This window comes from Candidatus Pantoea bituminis (assembly GCF_018842675.1).
Taxonomy (GTDB): Bacteria; Pseudomonadota; Gammaproteobacteria; order Enterobacterales; family Enterobacteriaceae; genus Pantoea; species Pantoea phytostimulans.
Genome location: NZ_JAGTWO010000002.1, coordinates 65303 through 90979, shown reverse-complemented (window position 1 = coordinate 90979; position 25677 = coordinate 65303). Strand labels below are relative to the sequence as shown.

Below are 25677 nucleotides of genomic sequence, written 5' to 3'. Positions count from 1 at the left end.
TGGTTTGTTTGGGTATTCATTTGATAGTGAAATGCAGTACCAGTTGCAGAAAAGTTGCTGGAATTCTGGCGTTGGTGCCCTGAAGGTTTTGGCGGATTCCTTATCACATAAGGCCTCTTACCTAGAATATATACTTGATCAAAAAGGAGCGATGGGTCTGAGTGAGTTCGGCGCAGGGAATTTTGCAGGCAATATTTATAAATCCCGAGGTAAAGATCTCTTTATAGAGCTGACATCCAGCGCCATGAGCTTTGAATTTGCACAGGGTCTAAATGCGCATCATTTCCCTTTCGACAATTCGGGTTATTCTGAAGTTAACGCATGCAAAATAATTAATGGAATATATAACGGCGTACAGGCATCAAATTATCAACTCAGAGAGTCCGAGGTGGGGATATTACTTAATAATGTGTTGACCATCAGTAATGATATGAACGTTCTTGAACTAGACGATGTTATGACAGAACATGGTCGAAAAAAATCCCTGAAATATTATCGAGATTCGCCGGGTTGTCGGAAGAAGAGCTTGCAATAGAAATTTACAACCTCAACAAAGAGATAAAAAATATTGAAAAAAGAGCAGAGCGTGTAGCTGGCATGGATATTTCCGGCCTGATCCCAAATGCCGCTGGAGCATTGATGGAATATAAAGGAATACCTGGCGGTGCTTATGTGGCATTGTTACCATGGGTTCTTAAATGTCTGCAAATTCCCCTCAAATTTCTGGACGCCTACGACAGTAAGGTTCTGGATAATTTAATGCAGTTAACTCGTGGGGCTTCTTCCAGTACCCTTCTTATCCATAAGATTCGTAAAGACATTCAATGAGCCAAAGTGATAATGTCCTGTAACTTTGTCTGTTCGCCCGTGCTGTTCCGGCACGGGTCATCCGGCATGACTCATAACTTAACTGCATCTATTAACGGGGAACTTGCCGTGTGTTTGCTTTCCCTTATAGGCGGATCCTGCGCTGCCGGGCCGGGCATTTTGCCTGAGGCACTATATGATGTACCCGAATTGTCATTCTGGGTCTGTATTTAGTGTTTTCTTCTCTGTCTCCGATCGTGCCCGGATCCCGGGTCGATCCTAATGATGTCCGTTTTTGGGAAATAAACAGGAAACCCGGACATTTTGTCTTTTCGGCGGATCCGGCTTTCAGGTATTTTTTCCGGTAGCCAAACGCGGGCGGGCGGGGGAAAATTTTCCCACCAATCCGCTGGCCGGACAGAAAACCGCCGAAACAGGGCGAAACGTCGCTCCTTAAAATCTGGCGATAAAGGGGCCCGCAAACTTTCACAAAATTCACGCAGCGACGCCTGTTGACACGGGCGTGACGATAACAGAGGTAAACATGCCCGCCGGACTGCCGGAACGACTTCACGCGGGCGCGCGCGTGCCCGCTATGAACCTGCCGCAGGCAATGCGGCTCAGACGGATGGCGCTGCACGACGGCCGGCTGCCGCGCTACCTGCTGGCGCCCGAGGTGGCCGCGCTTTTCTCCTACATTCCCGACCTGCAGCGCGCAAGCCTGGTGAACCTGATGTGGAACACCGGCGCGCGCATCAACGAGGCGCTGGCGCTGACGCCGGCCGATTTCGTGCTGGACGACGGCTGCCAGCCCTACGTGGTGCTCAAAACCCTCAAGCAGCGCAGCCGCGGGCGGGGAAGGCCGCGCAAGGATGAAAATCAGGTGCCGGAGCGCATCGTGCCGCTGACCGACAAGCGGTTTCTGTCGCAGCTGCACCAGCACATGGCCACCTTCCGGCCGAAGCGCCACTATCCGCTGTGGCCGGTCATCGACCGCACGGCCAAGCGCGGGCTGAACGAGGCGGTGGCGGAGGCGGAGCGTGACGGCGTTACCTTTCCGCTGACCGTCTGCCCCAGCATTCATTTGCAATGCGCCTGTTCTACAGCCACACGCACAAGAAGGCCCTGATGGGGCACAAAAAGGAGGAGACCACTGATATCTGCGTGCAGGTGTTTGCGCTGGACGTGGCGGCGGACAACCAGATGCAGTTTTCCTGGGAGGCGGGCGACGCGCGGCAGTTGCTGATGGAGTCAGTGCGAAACACATAAGTTAATCTTGACATTCAATCCCGCTTCGCTAGGCTGCTTGTTTCTTAACTGCACGCATGGAGGCGGGTATGGACACGCTGAAAAGATTCTTTGAGCTGACAGAGAAGGCACTGGCCGTTCTTACAAAAGTTTCGTTCCTGATGGGCGGGGCGATATTGCTGATTTATTGTGGCCGCTACGGCGGCTTTCCTGACGGTCTGACGATAGGCGATACGTTACGCATTTTCCTGACCGTCACGGTTTTTTCTGTAGGCACGCTGGTAACCTACTTTTTCCTGATGTGCCTCGGCGTGGCTATGTGGTATCTGCTATTCAGATTGTCACGGCTGAATCGCACATCCCGCGGCTTTTCCAGGCTTGAGGCGCTGATGCGCGAGGCCCGACGCAGAAAAACCGTATTGCGTTACGGCCACTCTGAATTCTGCCGGAACTATAAACGCAGGCGACCGATCCTCTATCACTACAGATTTCCATCGTTTACTCCCATGTTTTATCTGATGTCAGTACTGACTGTACTTGGGATGCTGACGATGGTCCACGAAGACCACGCCCTGTGGTATATAAAACTTATCTGTGCGTCACTCTACCTGGGTGCCTGGTACATCCTGATTGACCTGAACCGCCAGCGGGGTGCACAGATGGATCTGATTTTCAGTGATCAGCAAACGCCCGTTAAGCTAAGGTCGGAAATACGGCTGGTGAATACCCTGGGCACGGCCTTTATTTTTATTAGCGTCACCTTTTATCTGGGTCTGTTTGATGCCACGGCCAACCAGACCATGCGGCTGCTGGGTATTCGTCACGATCATGCGACCGTGTACTTGCAGGAAACCTGGAGTAACGTGCTGGCTGAGCACGGTATTACAGGAAGCAAAACTAACTATAAACCTTATGCCTCACGTTATGAGGACGTGACTGTGGCCATCTCCTCGTTTGGGTCTTCGGTGGCACTTGAATTTCATGGTAATGGGAAGACACAGATGCTTCGCGTGCCGGCCACGGAGATACTTATCGATCCGCTGCCCCGTTCAGAAGAAGATAAAAATGCTGGCCGCAAGAAAGAAAATTAACATGCCCGGCATCCGGGCCTTTATCAGTGACGTCACCGTGCCTTGTAAAATTCATCCTGAATAAAATCAATAAACTCGCTGCCCTGACTTCCGCGGCGAAACTCACGCTGCTTTTCAAAGTCCAGGTCGGGAAGAAAGTGAATTATCTGGTCATCACGGTAGAGCTTCAGGGGTGAATAGAAAGAGAGTGACTTCTCTTTCATCAGCAGTTCCGCCACGCTGACCGCCCCACCAACCAGCACGTCGCAGAGCTGTACGGCCGGACTGTCGCGGGAGTCCACCTGGTACACTTCTTCAAGCTTGAGCGGGAACCGTATACGGGCAATGTCTGAATGCCTGAATTCTGCCGGTGTCTGACAGCCAATCAGGAAAGAAAGATGTTCATGATATCGCTTGAGATTCTCCGAACGGTCGTGTTCAATGCGGTAGCGTTGTGAAGACATGAGCTCAGTGCGCGTAATGACTGACTGCAGAAGCGTAAAGGATGCGTCTGTCGATACATCCGGATCAAGGATGGCATCGATGCAGTCAGGGTGAGCAAGCGCCATCGGTCCCAGAAATTCCGGCAGCTGGTGCCAGTCAACCTCACGGATGCGGGCTGTCAGCGCATTCACCGCCTCTGGCGTTTTTCCCTCATGGCCCGCTGAAATGCCTGCAGGATGGTGTCAAAGTCTCTGCCAAAATAACCGGGACCAAGGTAATAAGCCAGGGAGGCCATCGACAGATTTCCGCCATCCTCGTAAAGGTTAACGCCCAGATCGTAATAGAAGGGTTCAACCGCGTAATCGATAAACATCAGTATCAGCATGAAACTCTTATTGGCCACGCAGGTCACGCTCGAAAAATTCTGCAGGATGTCCCGCTGCAGGTTGTATAGCGGCTTCTGGTTCCCAGGGCGCCTCTTCAGCGAGCTGTACTTGAGTTCGGGCGCCTGAAGCTTGGGAAAATGCTCTCGTATCAGAAGGGCTGCATCACCCTGGCTTATCATCACCGCAGTTGCGCCCTGCCAGGGCTGAGATTTCTGCAGCAGGTCGAAGCCGGTATAGCCAGACTCATCCATTGAAAATGTGTTCACTCTCATACCCCTCTTTATCGTTGGCAGGTTCAATCCTGCATCAGAGTTCTGGTGTCTTCAGTCTATGGGGATGGATACAACGGTGACCGGGAAAAAACCGTCACGGATTTGGCTCCCCGTGAAAGCGCAACGTAAAGATCATTTGTACTCATGCTGCCCGCATCAAGAATCATAGCGTGATCGCATTCCAGTCCCTTCAGCAGCAGGGTCGAGCCTATGGCCCGGAGTGGGATGCGCTGGTCGCCACGATACCGGCGCTGTTCTCTGATGGATGATGCACAGTCTGCCAGGCTTCTTCCTGGAGTGCTGACGCTGAGAGAGAAGGTATCTTTAAGCGCGTAGAAAGCCCTCCGGCGGTACACCTTCACGCCCGGCTTTTCTTCCAAAGCACACAAAGCTGCCAGCAGAGCAGTACGTGTTTGAGCGGCTGAAAGTGTCATTAATGCCGCTTCGACGGTGGAGGGTGGCGTTCTGTTTCGTCCGGCCTGAATCGAAGACATTCGGCTCAGCGTCGACGTTGCCTCCACGTTTGTCATTAATTCTGCGGCTGCCGCAAGCAGCATGCTCACAAGGTTCCCCTCCCCGGCATTGTCTAAGGACCTCGCTATACGGATCACATCTCTGAGCTCTACGGGTTCAACCACATCCAGGCCGTTGAGTCGCAATGCAAATTTGTGCCTTGTATCGGGCCGCCGGGAATCCCCAGAATCAGAACGGACCCGGCCTCGTTCTGACGCACCAGTCGGTAAAACTCCTGCTGTTGCATCTGCAGATCGTTTGCAGCCACGCCGGTGAGTTGGCGGAAATTAACGTGCGCCGGGCAGGAATCCAGTTGTATTGCCTGCCCGCTGTGCAGGGCACTCTGGCATGCGAGTAGCCACTCTCCCAGTGCCGGTGTTCGTGCATTGTTCCAGCGCCAAGGCGTCCGCAGCATATCCAGCGGAGGAAAGCAGTTCATTACCTGGTTATCCCAGTCAGGCATGGGGCCGCTAAAGCTGAAAATGCACTGCATGGGATCGCCGAATGTCACCGTAGGGAGTATTTCAGCCAGGGCATACACAAGTTCATGCTGCACCGTATTACAGTCCTGGTATTCGTCTACCAGCAGGCGGGAGTAAGAGGCCTGAATAATGTCAGTTATGTTGCCTGCGCGCAGCAGCGTAAGGATGTGCTGGCGAAGAGAATTGTAGTAGAGGGAGCCGTTTTCCGGCGGCACGTCTGTCGGGCAGAGCTCCGGAAAGCTGGTGGCCAACCTGACAGCCCATCCATCAAGTGTTGTGACTACGTAATGGGTGCCCGGGACGGCCAGGGACGTAAGGCGTTTTTTCAGCGCTGTGACGCCAGCGGTGGTATGCGTAAGAACAAGATAACGTTTTGCGGGTTTCACTCGCAGTACGTCCGCAATCAGATGTGTTTTCCCGCATCCGGCGGGAGCGACAATCATTCCTCTGCGTGCGCCCAGCACGGCCTCCACCGTCACCGGCGGTCTCCGTTAATCTGTCCCCAGGCATACAGCGAATTGATCTGTTTCCTGAATTCTTCGCCAAAAGCCGCATAGTGCGGGCCTACAACATGTAGCCCCAGTAGCTCAGCTGCACTGATGGATTTAAACCACTTATATTTACCCGCTGCGTTCGCCAGAGGTTGGCGCATATTATCGGCAGGGTTAGTAGTACAACTCAGAAGGGTATGCTGCTGGCCTGAATGATTAAGGATGTGCTGATTAACCTGCTGCTCTCCAAAATTTTGTGCAGCCAGATTCAGAATTACGGGAATAGCTTCCAGAGGACAGCTGGCGAAGAGTGCGTCTTCCGTCGAGTACCCATTGCCCCATTCAAATACTGTAACACCACTCTGCTGGCAAAGAAGGGTCTGCTGCTGGTGGGCGAAATCAGGAATGTCGGAATCTTTCAGCAGCGCCGTGTTATAACCAAGGCGCGCAAAAACCGAAGCCCGCCTGAAATATTTACCCCCTCCGTCACCGTCAGTAGTATAAACCCCTCTGTCCTGGAAGCCTGGAGCATCCAAGGAAAGCCAGAGCAAATCCAGTCCCCGAACGAGACCAACTTCGGTTCTGCCTTCACCGACAATGACCGCTTTGCTGAAAAACGCTTCAGCACAGGCTCGCAGCGTGGCTTGTTCATCTTCACCACTGCCCCAGGGGTAAAACGACATGAGAGGGCGTGGGTTGTGCCGGAGCCGGAATATCGGGGATCGTTCGGAGCACGTTCAGCTGAGATGATTGCAGTTCCCGTAGAACAAAAGGTGAGTGGGTGGTAATGAAGACCTGTCCGGAAGGCTGGTCATCTTTAGAACCCAGAACCTGAAGAAGTCGGCTGATACGATAGGGTTCAAGACCATACTCAACCTCATCTACCAGAAATAAGCCGGACAGGCCAGCAGCCTTTTGTAGTCCGCTGATAAGTAGGCGCGATGACCCCGTTCCGAGCATGCGAAGCGGTATGCCATCGGGAGTATGAAGGCTGATCGCGCCGTTAGAAAGCGATACTCCGTTGACGTCCAGCATCGCTTTCAACTGATCCAGCGGAACGCCCAGATTATTGCCGATAGTCTGAACCTGTGTCAGCAGTTCTTCCAACTGGGGAAGAGGCTGGGCGGCAAAGTCCTGGCGTGCGCCCCTGCTGAGTTCTGCTAGAGTGGTCGTAACATTTAGCGTTTCAGCAGAGAATTTATTGAGTATGGAACGGTTTCCCCAGGCCAGGTGATGATGACCGGTAACACCCAACCGTGCGGGAGCAAGTAGCTCACGGTGCCGCAACTGTAGCCGCTTTTCAAGTCCTTCCTGAGCGGCTCGCATCGAATACAGACACTAGTCAGGATCAAGATCTTCAGATATCGTCAGCTTAAGGGTAAGCACCACCTCGTCAGTCGGCAAAGGTTCATCGTTGATCTGGTGGGTAGCCGCGTTAAAACCGCGCAAATAACGCCCGTTCGTCTCAAGGTTTTTGAGGTCGTCATCCAGTGCGCCAAGGGTAACCATGATCTGTATAGGATTGGCGGTATTTGAGTCATGGAAATCGGCATCACTGAATGCGTATGTCCTTCTGGCCCCCAGTACCAAATCTATGGCATCAAGAAAGGTCGATTTTCCAGAATCTCCCGGGCCGATCAAACAGTTCAGGCCCGGCTCCGGATACCATTCCGCATACCTGACCGACCGGAAATTCTCAATTTGCAGATTTCTTATGATTGCCACGGAAATTTCCTTGATTGTAAGAGCAAAGCGTCCCTTACTGTTGTACCTCGATGCGGGCAAGTTAGCTTTCAAAAAAGGCTTATTTAACATAACAAATAGCTAAATTTAGTGCGGATAATCGTTGTTATGTTAAATTATGTTTATAGCACTCCTTATTATTAAGCCTGACGCCCCCTGCTATCTACGCAGATCTCTTGTTTTATCATCTATTAGTCAAATGGATTTGAATACTCCATAACCTTATTAGGAACGTTGTAATTTAATTCTGTATATATATTTTATCTGTGGGAATTGTCAATTTTGTGGTATTGATATTTTTGTTACTGAAGCGTAATAATGTGTTTTTACCTGGCCCGGTATAAAGCACATCAACTTTTTCGAATTTTAGATACTCTTTACCCATAGGGCTGGCTTCTCCATTAACACCTGCTTCCACCACAAAGTTGGTATAAGGGGTTGCTATGTGTACGGTCACATTATCCTGTCTGATTTGCATAAGTCGCATTGCTCCCGTCGACATTGTTGGCATTATTCCTCCTATAAATATAGGAGAAAACAAAAGTACTGAAAGATAGATTGTTTTTAGTCTTTTTTTGTTAACGCTTAACGGGCCGGAGTTTGAAAATTCCTCCTCTCTTATTTCCCAATATGAGCTAACGCTGTGTGCGCAAAGCCATGCTAAGAATGTTAAAATTATAAATGATGTAATCGTATTCAATAAGTTATCAGTGAGCGATATTTTTAAAATATAAAACCATCCTAATAGAGCAGGAATCCAAATTACTCCTTCAGTCTTCTTTGGAATCAAAGTAAACTGGTCGTCTTCTGATTTGTTTTCTTTTCTGAGTTTTGTATATATTTTTTTGCAACTAACAGCAACCCTCTCAACTTAAATCCTACACAGCTGAAAAGAGTGGTGATAAGTATGTCGATGAAGCCAAAAGTGATGGCTACCCCAATGAACAGCAATCCATCACCAATGCTCAGATCATAAGGGAAAAAACCAATCGTATAATAATAGGACATCATAACTAAGCCTCCTATTATCAAACTGATTCTAAATATCATTTTGAAAAGTTCATTAATCTTCTCAAGATCATCTTTTGAAATAGTACCCAGCATTATTTTCCCTGAAATTATATTGTGGATAGGCTACTTGGTTGTTATCTGCTTCTCTGCATCAGACATGTAAGGCTCAACGTTTGCAAGTAAACAGTGATTAGTGGATGGATCTTCTCCACTCTCTCGAATCCATCCTGCACGGGTTAAAAGTCCGTCAACAGCGGATAAATTAGCGGTAATGCGTACAGCTAGAGCTTTTATTTGTTTACCTTCACTGTTAAATGCTGAATCTAGGTCTGATTTCCGAAAATAAATCCCCGGCACTGTTTCACTTATCTTGACGGCGTGTTTACCCTTCCATTCCGTCTCCGTCAGTACGCCATAGTTAATGCCGGTGAGTTTGATGGCGTGAATAACATGTTGTAAGCGGAACAGGTCATTTTGCTCAAGTAAATCACCCCTGCTAGCTCTCCATAGATACTCAAGTTTGCCTGGAAGGTCGGCCCTGAGGCCCTTTTCACGCCCTTCAGTAAGCAACCACTTGATATCTGATGCCAGTTCCTTCCGAAACAGGCGTTTTTTTCCGCAATCGCGAGCCAGATTTTCCTGCGCAGGTGAGCTTAAAACTCCATCCCTACGGGCCATGCGGAGTGCTACAAGCCCACACCACGCTAGATGATCGACGTAAAGGTTTTGCGAACTCATGAATTTTTACCAGTAGCTTTTGTAATCAACGCCCAATATTGTGCACTTAATTATCAGTGAGTTACAAGGGATGACTTAGCTCATTTACTCATTAAAAATCGGCCACTCGATGTTTAATCTCGAATAATGAGCAGGGTTCAGTTAGTGGAGGCGCGGGTGCCGGCAATTTTTTCTGAAAATTTTGAGCGTTGTGAAAGATAACTTATCGGATACTCCATCCGACAAAGGCTCAGAGGGACCCTTGGGGATTGTACAAACCCTGGATAATCTCTCCTGAAATTTAATTTTTTAAATGAGTAAAAATATGAAAAGTGCAATTAATATGGCAAAAGTATCGGAAAAAAATCTGGGAAACAATGTGTTAGAACAAATTAAGTTGCAGGTATCGAAAGACACCATTAAGCTCATCGAATCTGATATACAGGTGGCTGCCAGTCTTGGCATGAAGAACTGTGAACGTCACATCCATGGATCAGTCCACGAAACCGTCATTCAGGAAATTCGTGACAATGGGTACACCGTCCAGATAATCGGCATTGATCCTGCCGCAGGCAGCGCACACATTAAACTTTCCTGGTAACGGGATCCTCAGGGTTTCTTTCCCAGCACAGTGGTGAATGTCTGATTGGCCATTAACCATTGTGCTGTAACCGGGCATCTTAGCATGACCAGATCGACAATTTTCTGGTAGTCCATCAGCAGATTTCGGTTAAAAATAGGCTCATGGTGGGCTATGCGGTTGCGCAGTTCCCGTATTGCATCCAGCTCATCATGGATATGGATCCTTTTCTGCTGGTTTGGCTGTTGCGCGCCCAGGTTTGGGAAAATACGTTGAATATGAGGATCCCATATACGGCCAAAGTGCCTGTTTGAGAACATGTTTTGCCAGAAAAAAACGTAAGATCCGGGATTACCTTTCCCGTATTCGGATGTCTGTTTCTTGTGGCAATGAGCTCATTTTTCCGCTGTTGAGGCAGGCTTCGCTCAAAGGAAGGGTTCCATGGCCAGTTCTGCTGATAAACTGTGGTGAGTGCATCAGAAACCGCATTGCGTATAACGATTTCGCAGAGGTGAAGCGGCCCCAGAAGCGCGCCTGAGATTTCTGCATTCCACGCATATAAATCGAGCGCAGACTTACCACCCGCAACTACCGCGAGGTCGTAAGTGGACATGCGAGCGGTTGAAAGCGCGTCCCGAATTCTCTGGATGTCTTGGGGAGTCATGTTTGACACGTATTTTCCTTAGGTATACCATAGTTCCTGAGTGCCACGGGTCTAGCGGGCGAAAGCCTCCCCCGGGACAAAAGAATGCAGTAATAATTAAACCCGCCTCGCGGGTTTTTTTATGCCCTGGTTTTGGTCAAACCGCCTTTACGGGTCACCTTCTTCTTCATTTCGCTTGCCTCAATAATTTCGGGCGCCAGCTTTTTCAGCTTTTCGACTAAACCAGACAGATCGTATTCATTACTGAGCTTTCCCTTATGCGCAGCCTGCCGGTAGATACGCTGAATCAGACCTGCCTCTTCGAGCTCTGCGATGTACCGCTGAACCTGTCTGGGGCTGATACCCAGCCTTTCGCTGAGCAGTTGTTTACTCGGGTAAGGCTTCCTCTCTGCGCTCCACCAGAAATCGGCTAATTGCAGGAGCACGGCAAGCTGTGTAGGGTTGAGGCCGATTCGTTGCTGACAGCGAAGCAAAATAGAAGGAATCAGGCAAAAGCCTGTCTTCATGACGGTTGCCCCCACTTTGCATCAGCTATGCGCGCAGAGCTTCTTGCCGCTTTTAATACGGGGGCTTCATCATCACTTTCAGTTGCAGCGGCGGTGGTCGTCATCGGAAATCTCTGCTAGTTTCAATATCACTAATTTATACTTAATTCTCTGGGTGTTGCAATCAAATGCATAAGTCATATTTGTCACCAGGTGACAGGACAGTTTCACCCCTTCCCTCCGGTCTCAGATGTCCTCTGAATAATAATAACCTCCAACCAGTACAACTCGAATGATACCAACGAGGATAATTCTGTACGGGTCGTGGATGTCCACTGGGGAGGTGAAAAATTTCTGATGTCCTTTTCGTAGCCACTGATTACACAGAGCGTTTCTTTGCGGAATTACCCCTGACTCACGAACCAAATGTCTTTTTAAAGCCCGGAGGCGCTCACGACGCACTACAGGAACGCATAAGGCGCTTTTCACCTCCATCCGAACATCCTCTTGCCCGACCGCTGTTTAAGCAGCGGCTTTTCAGGCGCACCTGACCTGGATGGTCGGAGACAAAAGAAAGCACTCGCGGCACTACCCACAGCGACCCCAAACTGACTAGTTACAACAATCATTTATCAGCCACCACTTATCCGGCCCTCCGGGCCGGGCGGCGGGGGCTGTTCAGTGGGGGCAGCCGGGCTTCAGGTATGGTGCGGGTCTTGTTGGAGATGGGCGTGGGGGTTCAGGTGGGGCTCGGATAAGGGGTTAAAGGGAAGTATTACTGAATGATGTAACTAGTTCGTGTTGCCCACTGGCAAGAACTACTATCCTACATAGAGTGAGTCATTTATTCATACTGCAATCCATTGGTTACACTCCGTAAAAATTATCATGACGAATGTAAGCATGCCCGACGTCCTGGATTCATACGAAATGTTTAGCGCTGCTGCTTTTAATCATCGATGATATTTAGGTTATGACAATAACTTCCATAACATAAAGATGATGGCATACAGGGATTTCAGGAGAGGTTTACTCTGTAACATTTGGATTTAGTCCAAAGCCATAAGTTAAATAATTGAAGTTCTGGCTCCGATTAATTCAATCTGTCAACTATTAGCGACTGCGTGCATTAAGTCATTTATTAGCAGAACGTTGCTCATCGATGCTTGTTTAAATCTGATATTAAAAACCTATCAACGAGTTCTTTTAAAAATAATTTACATATCAGTCAAAAAGCTTAGTGTCTTATGCGTATCACCATAACGTATGCGCTGACGAAACAAACTTTCCAGAAATCAAAACGTGGCTACTTTTATCAATTAGATCACTTATTCATTGCATAGCAGATCAAATTGACCACCTTATGTTTGTTTTCAAACTGACAAAATTTTTAAAGGAAGATGACGGATGTCTACGGAATTTATTTCCCGGAACTACGATGTTAGCGTGAAAAACGTTCGCATAAATGTAGCTGCAATCCACCGTTCAGGAACACGCGAGCCCGTTGTTTTTCTACATGGTTTTGGCTCAACGAAAGAAGATTATGCTGATATCATTCACTATGCCGAGTTCAATGATCATCCTTTTCTTGCTTATGATGCTCCGGGCTGCGGTGAAACTGAGTGCGAATCGCTCAGCGATATTTCAATTCCTTTTTGGTGGATACCGCGTTGGCAATGATTACCCGACTCGGGTTTGAGCGATTCCATCTGGTCGGGCATTCCATGGGTGGCCTCACCGCTTTAATGTTAGCCCATGCGCACCCTGAACGGGTACTCAGCTTTGTGGATATAGAAGGTAATATTGCCCCGGAAGACTGTTTCCTAAGCAGGCAGGTCATTAATTATCCGGAAGAAGATGACGTCCGATTTTTCGACGAATTCATTAGCCGCACCCGGCATTCTTCAGCGTGGGCAAGCGCACTGTATTCAGCAAGCCTCCGTCACAAAGTTCGCGCCGGTGCAGTGAAGCATATTTTTAAGTCTATGGTGGACTATTCTGACCATGCAGAACTGATGACCAAGTTTCTGAGTCTTCCCTTCCCTAAGATGTTTATGTATGGCGAACAGAATGCTTCATTAAGTTATCTTGGACACATACAGGAACGTGGCGTTACGCTTGCTGAAATATCTCACTGTGGCCATTTTCCTATGTATTCTAATCCTGTAGAAATGTGGCGCAATATCAGCAAACATCAGCAATCAGCTTTAGCTTTAAACCTCTAACTGATCAGTCTCTGTCACTGATGCGATGTGTATGGTATCGCATCAGTTTCCGTCACGCTTTTAGACGATCTTCTTATATCCTTGCCAGGAGCTGTTCACAGACACTTCAGCTTTGTACTGATTCTCCGAATTTAAATGCAAATATGATCTGCTGAATCGCGTCCGAAAGAATTTCATATTGGCTGATTACTTTTCTAAATGGTAAGACTTGGCTCAATCCGCCTTTATGATGAGCATTTATCTTACAGCATGAATACACGATTTCTTGAAGCCTTTGTCTGTGTAGTGCGTCTCGGGAGTTTTCGGGCTGCGGCTGAAAAACTTCATCTCACACAGGCCGCAATTTCTAACCGTATTGGCTCCCTGGAAGATGAAATAGGCGCACAGCTTTTTGTCCGCGATTCCAGTATCCTTCGCCTCACCCCAACCGGCGCAAGGCTTGTAGACTACAGCGAGCGCATGCTGGAGATGCAGCGTGAAATTATGCGGCTCGGTAAGAGAAGTGACCAGTTACTCGGGATCGTTCGTATCGGGGTGATAGACACCATCGTGCATACCTGGCTGGTTGATTTCCTTAATCATCTGCAGGAAAGCTATCCCGGCATTGAAATCCAGCTCAGTTCGGAGGCCACGGAGCGCCTGCACCGCAGTCTTTGCGACGGCGAAGTGGATATTGCTTTTCAGACTGATCAGCTGATATCTGAAGGGATGACCAGCCTGCCCACGCTTCCCATGTCTATGGGATGGGTAGGGAGGCCCCTGGCTCAGGGCGCACGCGAAGAAACCATCACTGAGTTGCTGCACAACCCCGTCATAACGATGAGTCGGGGTTCCCATCCTTATCTGGCACTGAAGGATCTCTACCGTCAGGCTTTAATTCCTGTGGGAAAAATTCATTGCGTTAACTCGCTGGCAGCCATTGTTAAACTGGTAAAAAATGGTTTTGGCCAGGCCTTCATTCCTCTCGCGCCTGTAAAAGACGCTCTTAAATCGGGCGATTTACGTTACATACCCTGTGATCTGGAAATGCCGCTTCAGGGCTTTGTTATCAGCTATCTGGAGAGTAATGCTTCTGATGCAATTCGTTTCGTTGCTTCACTGGCAGTTGATCATGCAAATAAATTCATTCATGCAGTACCTCCTCCTTATAACCCCGCCTGATACATAATGGCTGAAAGCACCATCATGGTGCATTCGGCCGGAGCATTTACAGAAGGTTTCATTTCTCATCCGTCATTACTCTGCATCAGGATGAGCTCACTAAATCATTATGAATATAACATCTTAAGTGCATCAAAAAATCATCGCCCGGTTCTGGTGCACTCCTTGCACCACATCTCATAAATTCATTGCACTGGAATGGTGATGCGCGTCACGATAAACACCTTTAAAATCATTCTGTTATAAATAAAAAGTTATCACTACCCCTATAAAAACCCATTGGTATTCACCCGTCACCTCGGTAACTATCCGGACATATCCTCCACTGAATGAGAGTCAAATATGTCCAGCTATGCGAACGGTATGTTATTTGTTGCTTCAGATATTGGGCCTGCGGATGAGGCTGATTTCAATCGCTGGTACGATCGTGAGCACATTGAAGAGCGCGTGCGTATGGAGGGTGTGATTTCAGCTGCGCGTTATAAAGCTATTGATGGAAAACCCAGGCATCTCGCGCTTTACTGGGCGGACTCCACTGAAGTATTTGCCAGCCCTGCCTATGCCAGAGCCTTCGTGAATCAGAGTGAATGGTCCCTCAAAACTTTGCCACTGATGACCCATCCTTACCGTCGTATTGGTAACGTCGAGGCCAGCGTCGGGCAGGGAAGTGGCGCCTATATCACTGTATTACCGCTGTTGGAAGATTTGGAACGACAGGACGTCACTGATATATGTGAACAGGTGGGTCAACATCTTGCTACCGATGACACCTTTGTTCGCAGCTATGTGATTTTCCCGATCGACGAGTTAAGTAAGTCCTTACCGCAAGAGGACCTAACCACACGCACGATGCGTCCGCTGTTCATTATCGAGAGCAGCGATCCCGTCGCCAATGGTTCAGCAATGCGCCTGGCCTCCGCCGCCCTTCCTGCTGTGCTGCAAGATGCCGCACGATACGCATTGAGCTGGAAGCTTGCCTCTTCGGAGCTACTGTCATGAATGAAACCACGCTCTCAACCACTGCTCGTACACAAACAAACGGCAAAAAGTCCAAAATGGGAAGACTGGCTGCGGCCAGCTCTATCGGCACCACGCTCGAATGGTATGATTTTACCGTCTATAACCTTATGGCGGCGCTGGTTTTCAATCATATTTTCTTTCCTTCATTTTCTCCATTAGTCGGCACCATCCTGGCGTTCTCAACCTACGCCGTAGGTTATATATCTCGCCCGTTTGGAGGCATCATATTCGGTCATCTCGGCGACAAGCTGGGACGTCGCTGGGTGCTTATCACTACCCTGATTCTGATGGGAGTGGTTACAGGCCTGATGGGTCTGCTGCCAACCTATTTTGAATGGGGCATCTGGAGCCCAATCGCGCTGGTATCCCTGCGTTTTCTGCAGGGAATGGCGCTGGGCGGCGAATGGGCGGGCTCGGTATTACTTACCATGGAGCACGGACGTCAGGATCAACGGGGTCGCAATGCGTCCTTTACACAGATTGGTCCCTCTTTCGGTACGCTGCTCGGCGCAGGATTTATTGCGTTACTGACCTACCTGTTAAGTTCTGACGAGTTTACGGCATGGGGATGGCGTATTCCTTTCTTCTCAAGTGTTGTGCTGGTTGTGCTTGGCTTATGGTTGCGTAACGGCGTCGATGAAACTCCGGCCTTCAAAGAACTGGAGAAAAAGGTGATAAAGCCGAGATGCCTCTGAAAGAAGTAGCGGCAAAGCACTGGTCGCGTTTACTTATCGCTGGCAGCGTTCGCATCGGCTCAGACATTATGTATGCCATTTTGATGGTATTCACGCTGACCTATGTCACTACTGTCCTTGAGTTACCTCGTTCGCTGGCGCTTACCGCTACCATGCTGGGCGCTGCAGTACATATTTTCGCCGTTCCCGCGTTTGGTATATTGTCAGATAAGGTAGGTCGCAGAGCCGTCTACGGCACGGGCGCGGTGGGTTCGATTATCTGGATGTATGTGTTCTTCCATCTGCTTGATTCCAGCAACCCCGCGTTGATTATCCTTGCCGTGGTTGTGGGTATGATCTTTCAGGCGATGATGTACGGTCCGCAGGCCGCGTTTATCACTGAACAGTTCCCAACCCGCGTCCGCTACGCAGGCTCCTCACTGGCATACACCCTTGGCGGCATTATAGGTGGCGGTTTCTCACCCCTTATCATCACCTTCCTGCTGAAGGAATATAACCATAGCCTGCCGGTTTCGATTTTTGCCACCGCTGGACTGGCTGTCACGCTCCTGGCTTTATATGTCGCAAAAGAAACAGCCCACAAACCTCTGGCGGAGTAAGCATGCAAACACTCACGACCACGTCTGGCATAAATTTACGTACCGGGAATGGCTTTGTCATTAACCACGCCGGCGCAGGAGGTCTGTTATTCGATGCCGCGCGAGGTAAATATCAGAGCGACATTCAGAACAGAATCTGGTTACTGGCCGTAATGATGGAGGAGCAAAAAGCGCATCTGCATATCCGTGAGGTGATAACCGGTGTGAACAACCTGCTCATCACTTTTGATCCTCTTGGTATGACGCCGCTTCAGGCTGAGGAGGCTCTGATCCGGCAGTGGAATAAAACCAGAGGAGAAACACTTCAGGGACGCGATGTAGCACTGCCCGTGATTTACGGCGGGGAAGCCAGAGCGGATTTAACGCAAATGTCCAAGGAAACCGGGCTGAGCATTGATCACATCATTGGGCTCCACAGCGCGGCGGTTTACACCGTAGCCTGCCTAGGATCTATGCCGGGTTTTGCGTATATGACCGGGCTGCCACCAGAACTGGCTCGTCCACGTCTGGCCTCCCCGTATGGGCATTCCAAAAGGTTCAGTGATTATTGGTGGCGCACAAACGGGTGTGATGCCCTGCACTGCCCCTTCCGGCTGGCATCTGTTAGGTAGCACCACTGCAGACATGTTTAATGCAGCCGCTGCCTCCCCTGCCTGCTCAGACCAGGGGACCGGGTGCATTTTAAAGTGGAAGGTATCAATTTATGATGGAAGTATTATCAAGTGGTGCTCTGAATCTGATTCAGGATCTGGGCCGTAACGGTTACATGAGCCAGGGGATAAGCCGTGGCGGTGCTATGGATACGCTTGCGCTCTCGCTGGCTAACGTTCTGGTTGGGAACCATCCCGATACTGCCGCTATTGAGATAAACATTTTTCCTTTTCGCGTAAAGTTTGAAGAGGATGTCTGGTTTGCCTGTACCGGCGGTAACAGCGCCATAACGCTGGATGACGAAACCGTTTCCGTCTGGTGGCGTAAGCAGGCGAAAGCGGGTCAGACTCTTGTGATTGAGCGCCCCGGCAGGGCATGCGGATCTATCTCGCCGTACGCAGCGGTATCAATGTGCCGCCCGTACTGGGATCGGCGTCAACTGACCTTAAGTGTGAACTGGGAGGCCTGGCCGGTCGTGCGCTCAGGCGTGGCGATAAGCTTGCGGCCCACCATATCAGAAGCTGGAAACGCTCTGCCCTGGGTATCATTCCGGCACCAGTCCCTGATTTCTGGCGCGAAATAAGCTCGGGCACCGTTACGGTTAAAGTCCTTTCCGCCGCTGAGTTCAGCGAGTTTACTCAGGAAGCGCTGGAGCTATTTGCCCAGACAGCATATACGGTCACGCCGCAATCCAACCGTTTAGGCTATCGCCTCAAGGGCGCGGCTTTGTTGAAAGCGCGGAATATTGAGTTACTTTCCCATGGCATTGTGCCCGGCACCATTCAGGTTCCCCGGATGGACAACCCATCATTCAGCTTGCTGATGCTAACACCTGCGGTGGCTATGCAAAGATTGCCACCATTATCGAGAGTGAACTCTGGAAGGTTGCACAGTGCCCGCCCGGCTGCCAGTTACGATTTGAATTAGTCAGCATTGATACGGCCTTACATCACCTCCGTGAGTTTCATTCTCAACAAACGTTGTTAATTAATAATTTACACCTTTATTCCTGACTATTGAGGGGGAAACTATGTCTCTGTTACAGGTAGATCTTAATTCTGACATGGGCGAAGGATTTGGTGCCTATAGAATGGGTGATGACGCGGCCATACTGGATATCGTCACTTCCGCGAACGTTGCCTGTGGTTTTCATGCGGGTGATCCGGAAATCATGGCCAGCACCTTTGCGCTGGCCAGAGAAAAAACGTTGCGGTTGGCGCTCACCCAGGCTTTCCGGATTTATGGGGTTTTGGCCGCCGCATTATTCCCTTCGCGCCAGGTGAAATTGAACGTTTCGTGGCTTATCAAATCGGTGCAGCGCAGGGCATGTCCGCCTACGCAGGCCATCCAATAACGTACGTTAAAGCCCATGGTGCACTGGGTAATCTGACGCAAACGGAAGAAGACGTTGCTAACGCCATTGCTAACGCCATTCTCGCGGTGGATAAAAATCTTACCTGCGTCACTTTCGCCGGAGCGGTCATGGAGCGTGTCTGCAAAGAAAAAGGCATTAAAACGGCAGCCGAAGTGTTCGCCGATCGTGCTTATGACGAAGAGGGGCATCTGGTTAACCGGAAAATACCCGGTGCTGTATTGCATGATCCAGTTGCAGCCGCTGAGCGTATGCTGCGAATGATTAAAGCAGGCGGCATTGAGACATTTTCCGGCAGGTTGTTGCCAGTGCACATCGACACCATATGCGTCCACAGCGATACACCTGGCGCGATTGCGATGGCTGCTGAAGTCAGACGCCTGCTCGAAGCCAACAACATTCGCGTCACCGCATTTTCAGCTCAGGGAAACTGAGTTCATGACGACTTCAGAAGGGATAGCCCTGACTCGCCAGTTGTTTTCATTAATGGAATCAACCCCGGCATTAACTGAAATTGACTTCATTTGTGGTGATACGCATATCAGTCTGAGTGGTAACCACAGCAGCGTTCATGCTGCTGTGGTTACCACACCTGACACAGCACCGGCGGCTCCTTCAGCATCTGGGGAGCGCGCAACCCGCCCCGATATTGCTGTCATCAACGCTGAGCTTCATGGGATCTTTTACCACTCTCCTCTCCCGGAGCTGAGCCCTTTGTGGAAATCGGCGACATATTTGTTGAAGGGCAGCAGCTGGGTATCATTGAAGCGATGAAGATGTTGAATGTGGTCGAAGCCAGCCGGAAAGGCAAGATAGTGCGTGTACTGGTGAAAGATACTGAGGTGGTAATCCCTGGCACGCCTTTATTTGAAATTGAGGTGGTCTGATGTTCAGTAAAGTTCTTATCGCTAACCGTGGTGAAATTGCGCTGCGCATATTACGTGCCTGCCATACGCTTGGTCTTGAGACTGTTGCGGTTTATTCAGCAAATGATAAGGATCTGCGACATGTGAAACTGGCAACGTCATCCATCTGCATCGGGCCGGCAGCATCGTCAGCGAGTTATCTGAATCATGAAGCCCTGTTGATTGCGGCAAAGCTGACTGGTGCAGATGCCGTTCATCCGGGTTACGGCTTTTTATCAGAAAACAGCGCGTTTGCCGAAAAAGTACAGGATGCGGGACTCACCTTTATCGGGCCGACTGCGCACTCTATCCGGGAAATGGGTGATAAAGTTGCAGCCAAAAAAGCGATGCTGCGTGCTGGCGTACCCTGCGTGCCGGGTTCGGACGGTGAACTGCCCGCTGATCCTGCCCTGATTACAACCATCGCTGAAAAAATCGGATATCCCGTCATTGTTAAAGCATCCGGCGGAGGAGGCGGGCGTGGTATGCGTATCGTGCGGTCAGCGGAGCAACTCGCCAGCTCTGTGGCATTAACCCGTGAAGAAGCACAGCGCGCGTTTGGTAATGCCGCGCTCTACATCGAAAAATATCTGCAAAACCCGCGTCATATTGAAATTCAGGTACTCGCAGATCAACACGGCAATGCCGTGTGGCTTGGCGAGCGAGACTGCTCAATGCAGCGGCGCCATCAGAAAGTGATTGAGGAGTCTCCCGCGCCAGGTGTGGCACGAGAGGCAATACGCCGGATCGGACGCATTTGCGCGGATGCCTGCATTAAACTGGGCTATCGCGGCGCAGGCACCTTTGAGTTTCTTTATGAGAAAGGTGATTTCTATTTTATTGAAATGAATACGCGTGTGCAGGTTGAGCATCCTGTCACTGAAATGGTGACCGGTGTTGATATTGTGGCGGAGCAGCTACGCATTGCGCAGGGAGAGCCGCTCTCATTCTCGCAGGAGAGTGTGGTTTTCACCGGCCATGCTATCGAATGCCGTATCAATGCAGAACATCCCGAAATGTTCACACCGTCGCCAGGCCTCGTCCGCTCCTGGATCGCGCCGGGCGGTCCGGGAATCCGCGTAGAGTCACATCTTTATTCCGGCTACACCGTGCCACACAACTATGACTCAATGGTGGCGAAAATTATTGCGTGGGGAAAAACGCGTGAAGAAGCGATTAATCGTATGCGCGTAGCGCTGGAAGAATGCGAAATTGATGGCATCGTGACCACTATTCCGCTGCAACTCGATCTGCTGCAGCAAACCGCATTCCGGCAGGGAGGTTTCACAATTCAGTATCTGGAAAAATTACTGAACAAACGTGCACTGGCAGAGGAGGAGCAACATGCAGGCTGATGTATTCAGTGAATTGCAGCAACTTGTCACGACGTTAAGCCGCAGTCGCATCACGAAAGCCTGCATAAAATCTGGCGATGCAACACTCTCGCTCTCATTTGCAGAAGTAGCGTCAGCAGCTGGGATAAATACCCAAAACGAAGCGGTAAAAATAGTCGTCAGTGATGCTCCGGCAACTCACATTGTTACTTCTCCCGGAATGGGCTACTTCAGGCGCAATCATCCGCTAAGCGAGCCAGTAGTGCTGCCTGGTATGATTACTGCTGGTCAGGTGGTGGGTTATCTGCAGTTTGAAGAGGTGGTTGCCGAAGTGATTGTCGATATCGGCGGTGCGATCAGTGAGCCGCTGGTAGAGGAGAATGCGGTTGTAGGATATGGCGAACCTCTGTTTGTAGTGAGTTAGTTGCACAGGAAGAGGCTTACGCCTCTTCCTGTTCGGTCACTTAACCGTTTCACAGAACTCAATGATCAACTGGCAGGCTTTTTCCAGAGAAATGTTATCAATGGCATAGGCGATGCGAATGTAAGGTCCGAGGCCAAATGCGCTGCCGTGCACAACCGACACGCCTTTCTCTTCCAGCAATGCGGTTGCCACATCCTCATCCGTTGCGAAATACCGACCTGCTGCGGAAGTTTTACCAATAAGAGCGCTGCAGTCTGCAAACGCATAGAATGCGCCCTGCGGCGTATCACAGCGTAAACCGGGTGCGCTGTTTAGCATGCGGACCATCAAATCACGGCGCGCTGAGAAGGCCTGCCGGGAAGTGGCCAGAAAATCCCGCGGTCCGGTCAGCGCAGCCAGCGCGGCATGCTGTGAAATGGAACTGGCACCGGAAGTCTGTTGCCCTTGAAGCTTTTCCATGGCACTGATAAGCCAGCGCGGTCCCGCACAGAAACCGATACGCCATCCGGTCATAGCCCAGGCCTTCGACACGCCATTCATCGTTAAAATCTGGTCTTTAAGTTCGGGCATGACCGCTGCCATGGTGGCAAATTCGATATCGTCAAAAATGAGGTGCTCGTAAATATCATCTGACAGGATGAGAATTTGCGGATGGTTCAGCAAAACCTTACCAAGTGCAGTCAGTTCTTCCCTGCTGTAGACTGCGCCGGTTGGGTTGGATGGCGAGTTCAGAATAATCCAGCGCGTACGCGGTGTTATCGTGGCCTCAAGCAACTCAGGTGTGATTTTAAAGCCACTTTCTTGGCCGCACGCCACCGTTACGGGTGTCCCGCCACACAGCTGTACCATTTCCGGATAGCTCACCCAGTAAGGCGCCGGAATAATTACTTCATCATCATCATTAAGCGTGGCAGCGAGGGCATTATAAATAACCTGTTTACCACCGTTGCAGATAAGGGTTTCCTGCCAGCTGACGTCAAGTCCGTTATCCAGCCGGAATTTTCGCACAACAGCCTCGCGTAAGGACCTCAGTCCGGCAACCTGTGTATAGCGGGTATGGCCATTTTGGATAGCCATCATGGCTGCGGCACAGATGTGCTTCGGTGTCGGAAAATCAGGCTCTCCGGCGCTGAGTGAAATGACGTTGCGCCCCTGTACTTTCAGCTCTGCCACCTTATCCATAATACGATAGGTGGCCGACGGTTTGCCGCGCTCCAGGTAGCGATTGAGCTGCTGCACTTTTGTCATTGTGTTCTCCAGTGAGCCAGACCCATTAAATCAACCGTGGTGCTGCCTGCTTCCAATTTTTGCATCATCACACGCTCTTTCGCTTCACGCTGTTCGGAAGCATTAAGGACGCGTGCCACGTCCTGAACCGGGATAATGACAATGCCATCATCATCAGCAACGACCAAGTCTCCGGCCGCAACAGGGATGCCGGTAAAGCTGACAGGCTCGCCAACCGACTTATAGCTCGCTTTGATGGTGCCACGCACTGCAACACCGCGCGAATAAAGCGGGAAGCCGCGTTTCTGTACTGCTGCAATATCCCGTACGCCACCATCAATGATCAGGCCCTTTACCCCTGCCGCCTGTGCGGCTACGGTCAGCACTTCGCCCCAGTAACCTGCGATGAAATTATCCGTTGTCACAACCAGCACACTGCCTTCTGGCACTTTTTCCAGTGCAAGATGTAATGCCAGATTATCACCCGGCGAACAGGCGAGTGGGTAAGCTGGCGCAGCAACACCCATACCGCGCCAGACGGCTTTAATCTCTGGAACAACCGCGCAATTCAAACCAGAGGCTTCGAACAATGTAGAGCTACCCAACTGCAACGCGCGTTGTGCCTGCTCTTCTGTATAAAGTGGCATTATGCTTTCCTCTGCAGTAAGTGATAATTCTGCTCTTGGCGCGCCTGGCGCAATGATTTACCTTCAGCCAATGCCTGACGGATGGCTGATTCAGTTTTTTCAATCTCATGAACTACACGAGCAACATCTTCTGCCCTGTCACGCGGTACGATCACCACACCGCTGGCGTCCGCCACGACGATATCGTTTGCTTCCACACGCGCAGTACCAATTGATACAGGCTGATTAATGGCATTGATCTGAACGCGATCTTTGCCGGTGCGCATGAAGCGGCCTTTCGAGAAGATCGGATACCCGTCACCGAATGCTTTATGCACGTCACGACAAACGCCATCAATGACGGTGCCCGCAATACCATTGTTGCCAGCAAGCTGTGTCATGATATCACCCCAGACCGTACAGTCGGTGCGTCCGTTATTGTCGATGACAACCACATACCCGGCTGGTACATCGTCAATAAAATCACCTACAGTTCCGGGAGGATTACTGGCAGGCTCGTAACGTACGGTATACGCAAAACCCACGACAGGTTGCCTGTAATTATCAAGCGGCATGACGCCGAAACATTGTCCACTCAGTCCAAGCTTATCGAGTGCGTCAGAGACGCCTGCGGTATCCAGTCCTTTGAACAGCTCAATGAGGTGTTTTTCAGTTTCGTTCATGCTTTTTCATCCTGTTTAATGGCTTCAAACTGGCTGTCATGCATCACTTCGGCCACAGAGCGCCCTTCGCGTACGGCGGCTACCATGCCGTTCTGGCGATGCGCAATTTTCTCAGCCAGCGTAATGACTTCCTCAATGCGTTCAGCGGGAATAAAAACCGTTCCGCAACGATCCGCAATCACATAGTCATTTTCTTTTACCGTGACGTCAGCCATGATGACCGAGTTACCTGAATCGACCTGAATGATGCGGTTACGGGCACTTATCATAGTGATCCCGCGACCATAGACCGGATAGCCAATTTCCTCACTGCCTTCAATATCTCTGCTCATGCCATCCAGCACTGAACCGCGTACTTTTTTACCCTTCGCAGCGTTCGCAATAATGTCACCCCAGCAGGATATCCCTTCTTTACCGCCGGCGATCACCAGAACGCGATCGTCTGTGGTAATCGCGTCAATCACCGGTGTAATGAGATGAACAGTAGGTCTGGCATCGGTCTTTGGACCGAGCTGAATGGTGCTGGCACGCCCGACAATTTTTGGACACTCCCAGAGTGGGCGCAGGCCGTATGTCGCACCCGGAAGTTCCAGGAAATCCAGGGCATCAGAAACGGTATTAGTATCAAGGCTGGCAAGTCTGTCGAGCAGGGAAAGAGATGACATGACGCTATCCATGGTGGTGGGTTGATTTACCCCCACTATTGAACGACTATCCTGATAGGTAAAATCTTTAAAGAAGATGGTTTTAATATTAAAAATATATCGAGAGGAATATGATTAATTTTCGTATATTACGACACATGTGGCTGTTTCTGGCCGTGGCAGAAGAAAAGCATTTTGGTCGTGCTGCTAAACGGCTTGGCATGACACAGCCCCCGTTAACGCAACAGATTCAGGTGCTTGAAAGCTCATTAAAGGTACGGCTGTTTGACAGATCCCGGAAAGGGGTTCAATTAACGCCTGCCGGGCAGGCAATCCTGCCCGCGGTGAGAAAATTTGCCGAACAGGTGGAACGTCTTGATCTGGCCATTCGCGAAGCTATTGCAGGTCATACTGGCATACTTACCGTCGGCGCTATCAGTACGGCCATGCTCGATGTTTTGCCTGCCTATCTGGAAAAATGAAAAAAGCGATGCCTGAGCTGACCATTTCCGTAAAAGAGATAGACAGCGCAGAGGCCATCCCTTTGCTGCAGAGTGGTGATATTGACCTGGCTTTTGCACGCCTTACAGGCGAACTAGGAAATGATATTAAATCTCTGCCGCTGGCCAGCGATAACCTGGTTGTTGCCCTGCCCCATGACCATCATCTCGCCGGTAAAAACAGTATTTCGCTTGAGGCATTGTGTAATGAAAAATGGGTTATGTTTGCCCGCCATCTCAGCCCGGTGTTTTTCGACAGCATCATTGTCGCCTGCCGTGCGCAGGGTTTTTCGCCACGGATAATCCATGAAGTTCGCTCTGTTGCCTCTCAGATTGCCTTTGTAAGCTGCGGACAGGGCATTGCGCTCGTTCCCTCAACGCTTGAGCGGCTGTCACCTGCCAACGTAGTTACCCTGCCGCTTGAAAATAATATCAAGGTCATTACAACCGCAGTCGCCTGGTTCAGCGCAAGAAATAATCCGGCTGTGGATATGTTTATTGAGATGATCAGGCAAATGTAATGTGCCGCCTGAAACAAACTCCTAATAAAATGAATCCGTTGTCTGATCACCTGCCAGCATTCATTCTTACAGGGCCCGGCTGCCAGTCTGTAGTGCCGCTAGGGAAAGAAAATTTCCAACTATACGATTTTTATTTCTGTTATTCTCCACGGCAGCCAGATCAATGACAGGAGCCGG

The 25677-nt window shown here is 50.1% G+C and carries 30 protein-coding genes and 5 pseudogenes; 19 read left to right on the top strand and 16 right to left on the bottom strand.

Features of this window, described 5'->3' with window-relative positions:
* Window positions 1-4: 4 nt before the first annotated feature.
* The 5 genes from KQP84_RS25095 (at window position 5) to KQP84_RS02265 (ending at window position 3146) form a co-directional block, all read left to right on the top strand.
* Window positions 5-535, top strand: coding sequence for a hypothetical protein (locus KQP84_RS25095; protein WP_252515151.1), 531 nt, complete (start codon window positions 5-7; stop codon window positions 533-535).
* Complete coding sequence (locus KQP84_RS25090; RefSeq protein WP_252515150.1) at window positions 511-828, top strand: hypothetical protein; 318 nt, start codon at window positions 511-513, stop codon at window positions 826-828. Before KQP84_RS25095 ends, KQP84_RS25090 begins: the two co-directional genes overlap by 25 nt.
* Before the next feature lie 523 nt (window positions 829-1351).
* Window positions 1352-1936, top strand: a complete 585-nt coding sequence (locus KQP84_RS02270; protein WP_252515149.1) for a site-specific integrase — start codon at window positions 1352-1354, stop codon at window positions 1934-1936.
* Window positions 1936-2076, top strand: a complete 141-nt coding sequence (locus KQP84_RS25085) for a hypothetical protein (RefSeq protein ID WP_252515148.1) — start codon at window positions 1936-1938, stop codon at window positions 2074-2076. Before KQP84_RS02270 ends, KQP84_RS25085 begins: the two co-directional genes overlap by 1 nt.
* A 68-nt stretch (window positions 2077-2144) precedes the next feature.
* On the top strand, window positions 2145-3146 hold the full coding sequence (locus KQP84_RS02265) for a hypothetical protein (protein WP_215845053.1): 1002 nt from the start codon (window positions 2145-2147) through the stop codon (window positions 3144-3146).
* A 32-nt stretch (window positions 3147-3178) separates the two neighbouring features.
* Here the strand turns inward: KQP84_RS02265 and KQP84_RS25080 are convergent, their stop codons facing one another.
* The 10 genes from KQP84_RS25080 to KQP84_RS02240 form a co-directional block, all read right to left on the bottom strand.
* Complete coding sequence (locus KQP84_RS25080; RefSeq protein WP_309140126.1) at window positions 3179-3760, bottom strand: hypothetical protein; 582 nt, start codon at window positions 3758-3760, stop codon at window positions 3179-3181.
* Window positions 3757-4221: a hypothetical protein gene (locus KQP84_RS25075; RefSeq protein ID WP_252515147.1), complete on the bottom strand. Its 465-nt coding sequence runs from the start codon at window positions 4219-4221 to the stop codon at window positions 3757-3759. The genes KQP84_RS25080 and KQP84_RS25075 overlap by 4 nt, the downstream gene beginning before the upstream one ends.
* Window positions 4222-4283: 62 nt before the next feature.
* Entirely contained in the window at window positions 4284-4784 is a 501-nt protein-coding gene (locus KQP84_RS25070; protein ID WP_252515146.1) for a hypothetical protein, read from the bottom strand.
* Window positions 4785-4849: 65 nt separating this feature from the next.
* A complete protein-coding gene (locus tag KQP84_RS25065; RefSeq protein ID WP_309140125.1) occupies window positions 4850-5701 on the bottom strand; it encodes a UvrD-helicase domain-containing protein in 852 nt (283 codons plus the stop codon).
* A complete protein-coding gene (locus KQP84_RS25060; protein WP_252515145.1) occupies window positions 5698-6264 on the bottom strand; it encodes a hypothetical protein in 567 nt (188 codons plus the stop codon). Before KQP84_RS25060 ends, KQP84_RS25065 begins: the two co-directional genes overlap by 4 nt.
* Before the next feature lie 103 nt (window positions 6265-6367).
* The gene (locus KQP84_RS25055; protein ID WP_252515144.1) at window positions 6368-7039 is read right to left on the bottom strand and encodes an AAA family ATPase; all 672 of its coding nucleotides are present in this window, start codon (window positions 7037-7039) and stop codon (window positions 6368-6370) included.
* Between the two features lie 12 nt (window positions 7040-7051).
* A complete protein-coding gene (locus KQP84_RS25050) occupies window positions 7052-7438 on the bottom strand; it encodes an ATP-dependent nuclease (protein ID WP_309140124.1) in 387 nt (128 codons plus the stop codon).
* A 259-nt stretch (window positions 7439-7697) separates the two neighbouring features.
* The gene (locus tag KQP84_RS25045) at window positions 7698-8156 is read right to left on the bottom strand and encodes a hypothetical protein (protein ID WP_252515142.1); all 459 of its coding nucleotides are present in this window, start codon (window positions 8154-8156) and stop codon (window positions 7698-7700) included.
* An 86-nt stretch (window positions 8157-8242) separates the two neighbouring features.
* Entirely contained in the window at window positions 8243-8560 is a 318-nt protein-coding gene (locus tag KQP84_RS25040; RefSeq protein ID WP_252515141.1) for a hypothetical protein, read from the bottom strand.
* Window positions 8561-8590: 30 nt separating this feature from the next.
* Window positions 8591-9205 (bottom strand): DUF2913 family protein, encoded by a 615-nt coding sequence (locus KQP84_RS02240; RefSeq protein ID WP_215845052.1) that lies wholly within the window; start codon window positions 9203-9205, stop codon window positions 8591-8593.
* 304 nt (window positions 9206-9509) lie between these two features.
* On the opposite strand from KQP84_RS02240, the gene KQP84_RS02235 reads away from it, so the two are divergent.
* Window positions 9510-9785 carry a hypothetical protein gene (locus KQP84_RS02235; RefSeq protein ID WP_215845051.1) on the top strand — a complete coding sequence of 92 codons (276 nt, stop codon included), beginning with the start codon at window positions 9510-9512 and terminating at the stop codon, window positions 9783-9785.
* Window positions 9786-9936: 151 nt separating this feature from the next.
* Here the strand turns inward: KQP84_RS02235 and KQP84_RS02230 are convergent, their stop codons facing one another.
* Together KQP84_RS02230 and KQP84_RS02225 are read right to left on the bottom strand one after the other, a co-directional pair.
* Window positions 9937-10437: a hypothetical protein gene (locus KQP84_RS02230; RefSeq protein ID WP_215845050.1), complete on the bottom strand. Its 501-nt coding sequence runs from the start codon at window positions 10435-10437 to the stop codon at window positions 9937-9939.
* A 110-nt stretch (window positions 10438-10547) separates the two neighbouring features.
* Window positions 10548-10934: a helix-turn-helix domain-containing protein gene (locus KQP84_RS02225; RefSeq protein ID WP_215845049.1), complete on the bottom strand. Its 387-nt coding sequence runs from the start codon at window positions 10932-10934 to the stop codon at window positions 10548-10550.
* 1386 nt (window positions 10935-12320) lie between these two features.
* Between KQP84_RS02225 and KQP84_RS25035 the strand changes: the two genes are divergently transcribed.
* The 11 genes and pseudogenes from KQP84_RS25035 (at window position 12321) to KQP84_RS02165 (ending at window position 21299) form a co-directional block, all read left to right on the top strand.
* Window positions 12321-12593, top strand: coding sequence for an alpha/beta fold hydrolase (locus tag KQP84_RS25035; protein WP_252515140.1), 273 nt, complete (start codon window positions 12321-12323; stop codon window positions 12591-12593).
* Window positions 12590-13138 carry an alpha/beta fold hydrolase gene (locus tag KQP84_RS02220; protein ID WP_252515186.1) on the top strand — a complete coding sequence of 183 codons (549 nt, stop codon included), beginning with the start codon at window positions 12590-12592 and terminating at the stop codon, window positions 13136-13138. Before KQP84_RS25035 ends, KQP84_RS02220 begins: the two co-directional genes overlap by 4 nt.
* Window positions 13139-13336: 198 nt before the next feature.
* Complete coding sequence (locus tag KQP84_RS02215) at window positions 13337-14299, top strand: LysR family transcriptional regulator (protein ID WP_215845048.1); 963 nt, start codon at window positions 13337-13339, stop codon at window positions 14297-14299.
* 342 nt (window positions 14300-14641) lie between these two features.
* Window positions 14642-15298, top strand: coding sequence for a DUF4286 family protein (locus KQP84_RS02210; protein ID WP_215845047.1), 657 nt, complete (start codon window positions 14642-14644; stop codon window positions 15296-15298).
* Window positions 15295-16613, top strand: a pseudogene (locus tag KQP84_RS02205) (MFS transporter). Before KQP84_RS02210 ends, KQP84_RS02205 begins: the two are co-directional and overlap by 4 nt.
* A gap of 2 nt (window positions 16614-16615) precedes the next feature.
* Window positions 16616-17372, top strand: a pseudogene (locus tag KQP84_RS02200) (5-oxoprolinase subunit B family protein).
* Window positions 17317-18277, top strand: a pseudogene (locus KQP84_RS26095) (5-oxoprolinase subunit C family protein). The pseudogenes KQP84_RS02200 and KQP84_RS26095 overlap by 56 nt, the downstream one beginning before the upstream one ends.
* Before the next feature lie 17 nt (window positions 18278-18294).
* Window positions 18295-19070: pseudogene (locus tag KQP84_RS02180) on the top strand (LamB/YcsF family protein).
* A gap of 279 nt (window positions 19071-19349) precedes the next feature.
* Window positions 19350-19523 (top strand): annotated as a pseudogene (locus tag KQP84_RS02175) (acetyl-CoA carboxylase biotin carboxyl carrier protein); the annotation flags it as partial.
* Entirely contained in the window at window positions 19523-20896 is a 1374-nt protein-coding gene (gene accC / locus KQP84_RS02170) for an acetyl-CoA carboxylase biotin carboxylase subunit (protein ID WP_215845042.1), read from the top strand. The pseudogene KQP84_RS02175 and the gene accC, both read left to right, overlap by 1 nt.
* Window positions 20886-21299 carry a hypothetical protein gene (locus tag KQP84_RS02165; protein WP_215845041.1) on the top strand — a complete coding sequence of 138 codons (414 nt, stop codon included), beginning with the start codon at window positions 20886-20888 and terminating at the stop codon, window positions 21297-21299. Before accC ends, KQP84_RS02165 begins: the two co-directional genes overlap by 11 nt.
* A 36-nt stretch (window positions 21300-21335) precedes the next feature.
* Here the strand turns inward: KQP84_RS02165 and KQP84_RS02160 are convergent, their stop codons facing one another.
* From KQP84_RS02160 to KQP84_RS02145, 4 genes are read right to left on the bottom strand one after another with little or no spacing between them, the layout of a single operon-like run.
* On the bottom strand, window positions 21336-22547 hold the full coding sequence (locus tag KQP84_RS02160) for a pyridoxal phosphate-dependent aminotransferase (protein WP_215845040.1): 1212 nt from the start codon (window positions 22545-22547) through the stop codon (window positions 21336-21338).
* Window positions 22544-23173: an RraA family protein gene (locus tag KQP84_RS02155; protein WP_215845039.1), complete on the bottom strand. Its 630-nt coding sequence runs from the start codon at window positions 23171-23173 to the stop codon at window positions 22544-22546. Before KQP84_RS02155 ends, KQP84_RS02160 begins: the two co-directional genes overlap by 4 nt.
* Window positions 23173-23835 (bottom strand): RraA family protein, encoded by a 663-nt coding sequence (locus tag KQP84_RS02150; RefSeq protein WP_215845038.1) that lies wholly within the window; start codon window positions 23833-23835, stop codon window positions 23173-23175. The genes KQP84_RS02155 and KQP84_RS02150 overlap by 1 nt, the downstream gene beginning before the upstream one ends.
* Entirely contained in the window at window positions 23832-24500 is a 669-nt protein-coding gene (locus KQP84_RS02145; RefSeq protein WP_215845037.1) for an RraA family protein, read from the bottom strand. Before KQP84_RS02145 ends, KQP84_RS02150 begins: the two co-directional genes overlap by 4 nt.
* A gap of 155 nt (window positions 24501-24655) precedes the next feature.
* Between KQP84_RS02145 and KQP84_RS25025 the strand changes: the two genes are divergently transcribed.
* A complete protein-coding gene (locus KQP84_RS25025) occupies window positions 24656-24961 on the top strand; it encodes a LysR family transcriptional regulator (RefSeq protein ID WP_309140122.1) in 306 nt (101 codons plus the stop codon).
* The gene (locus KQP84_RS25020; RefSeq protein WP_252515139.1) at window positions 24958-25500 is read left to right on the top strand and encodes a LysR family substrate-binding domain-containing protein; all 543 of its coding nucleotides are present in this window, start codon (window positions 24958-24960) and stop codon (window positions 25498-25500) included. Before KQP84_RS25025 ends, KQP84_RS25020 begins: the two co-directional genes overlap by 4 nt.
* Window positions 25501-25677: the final 177 nt, after the last annotated feature.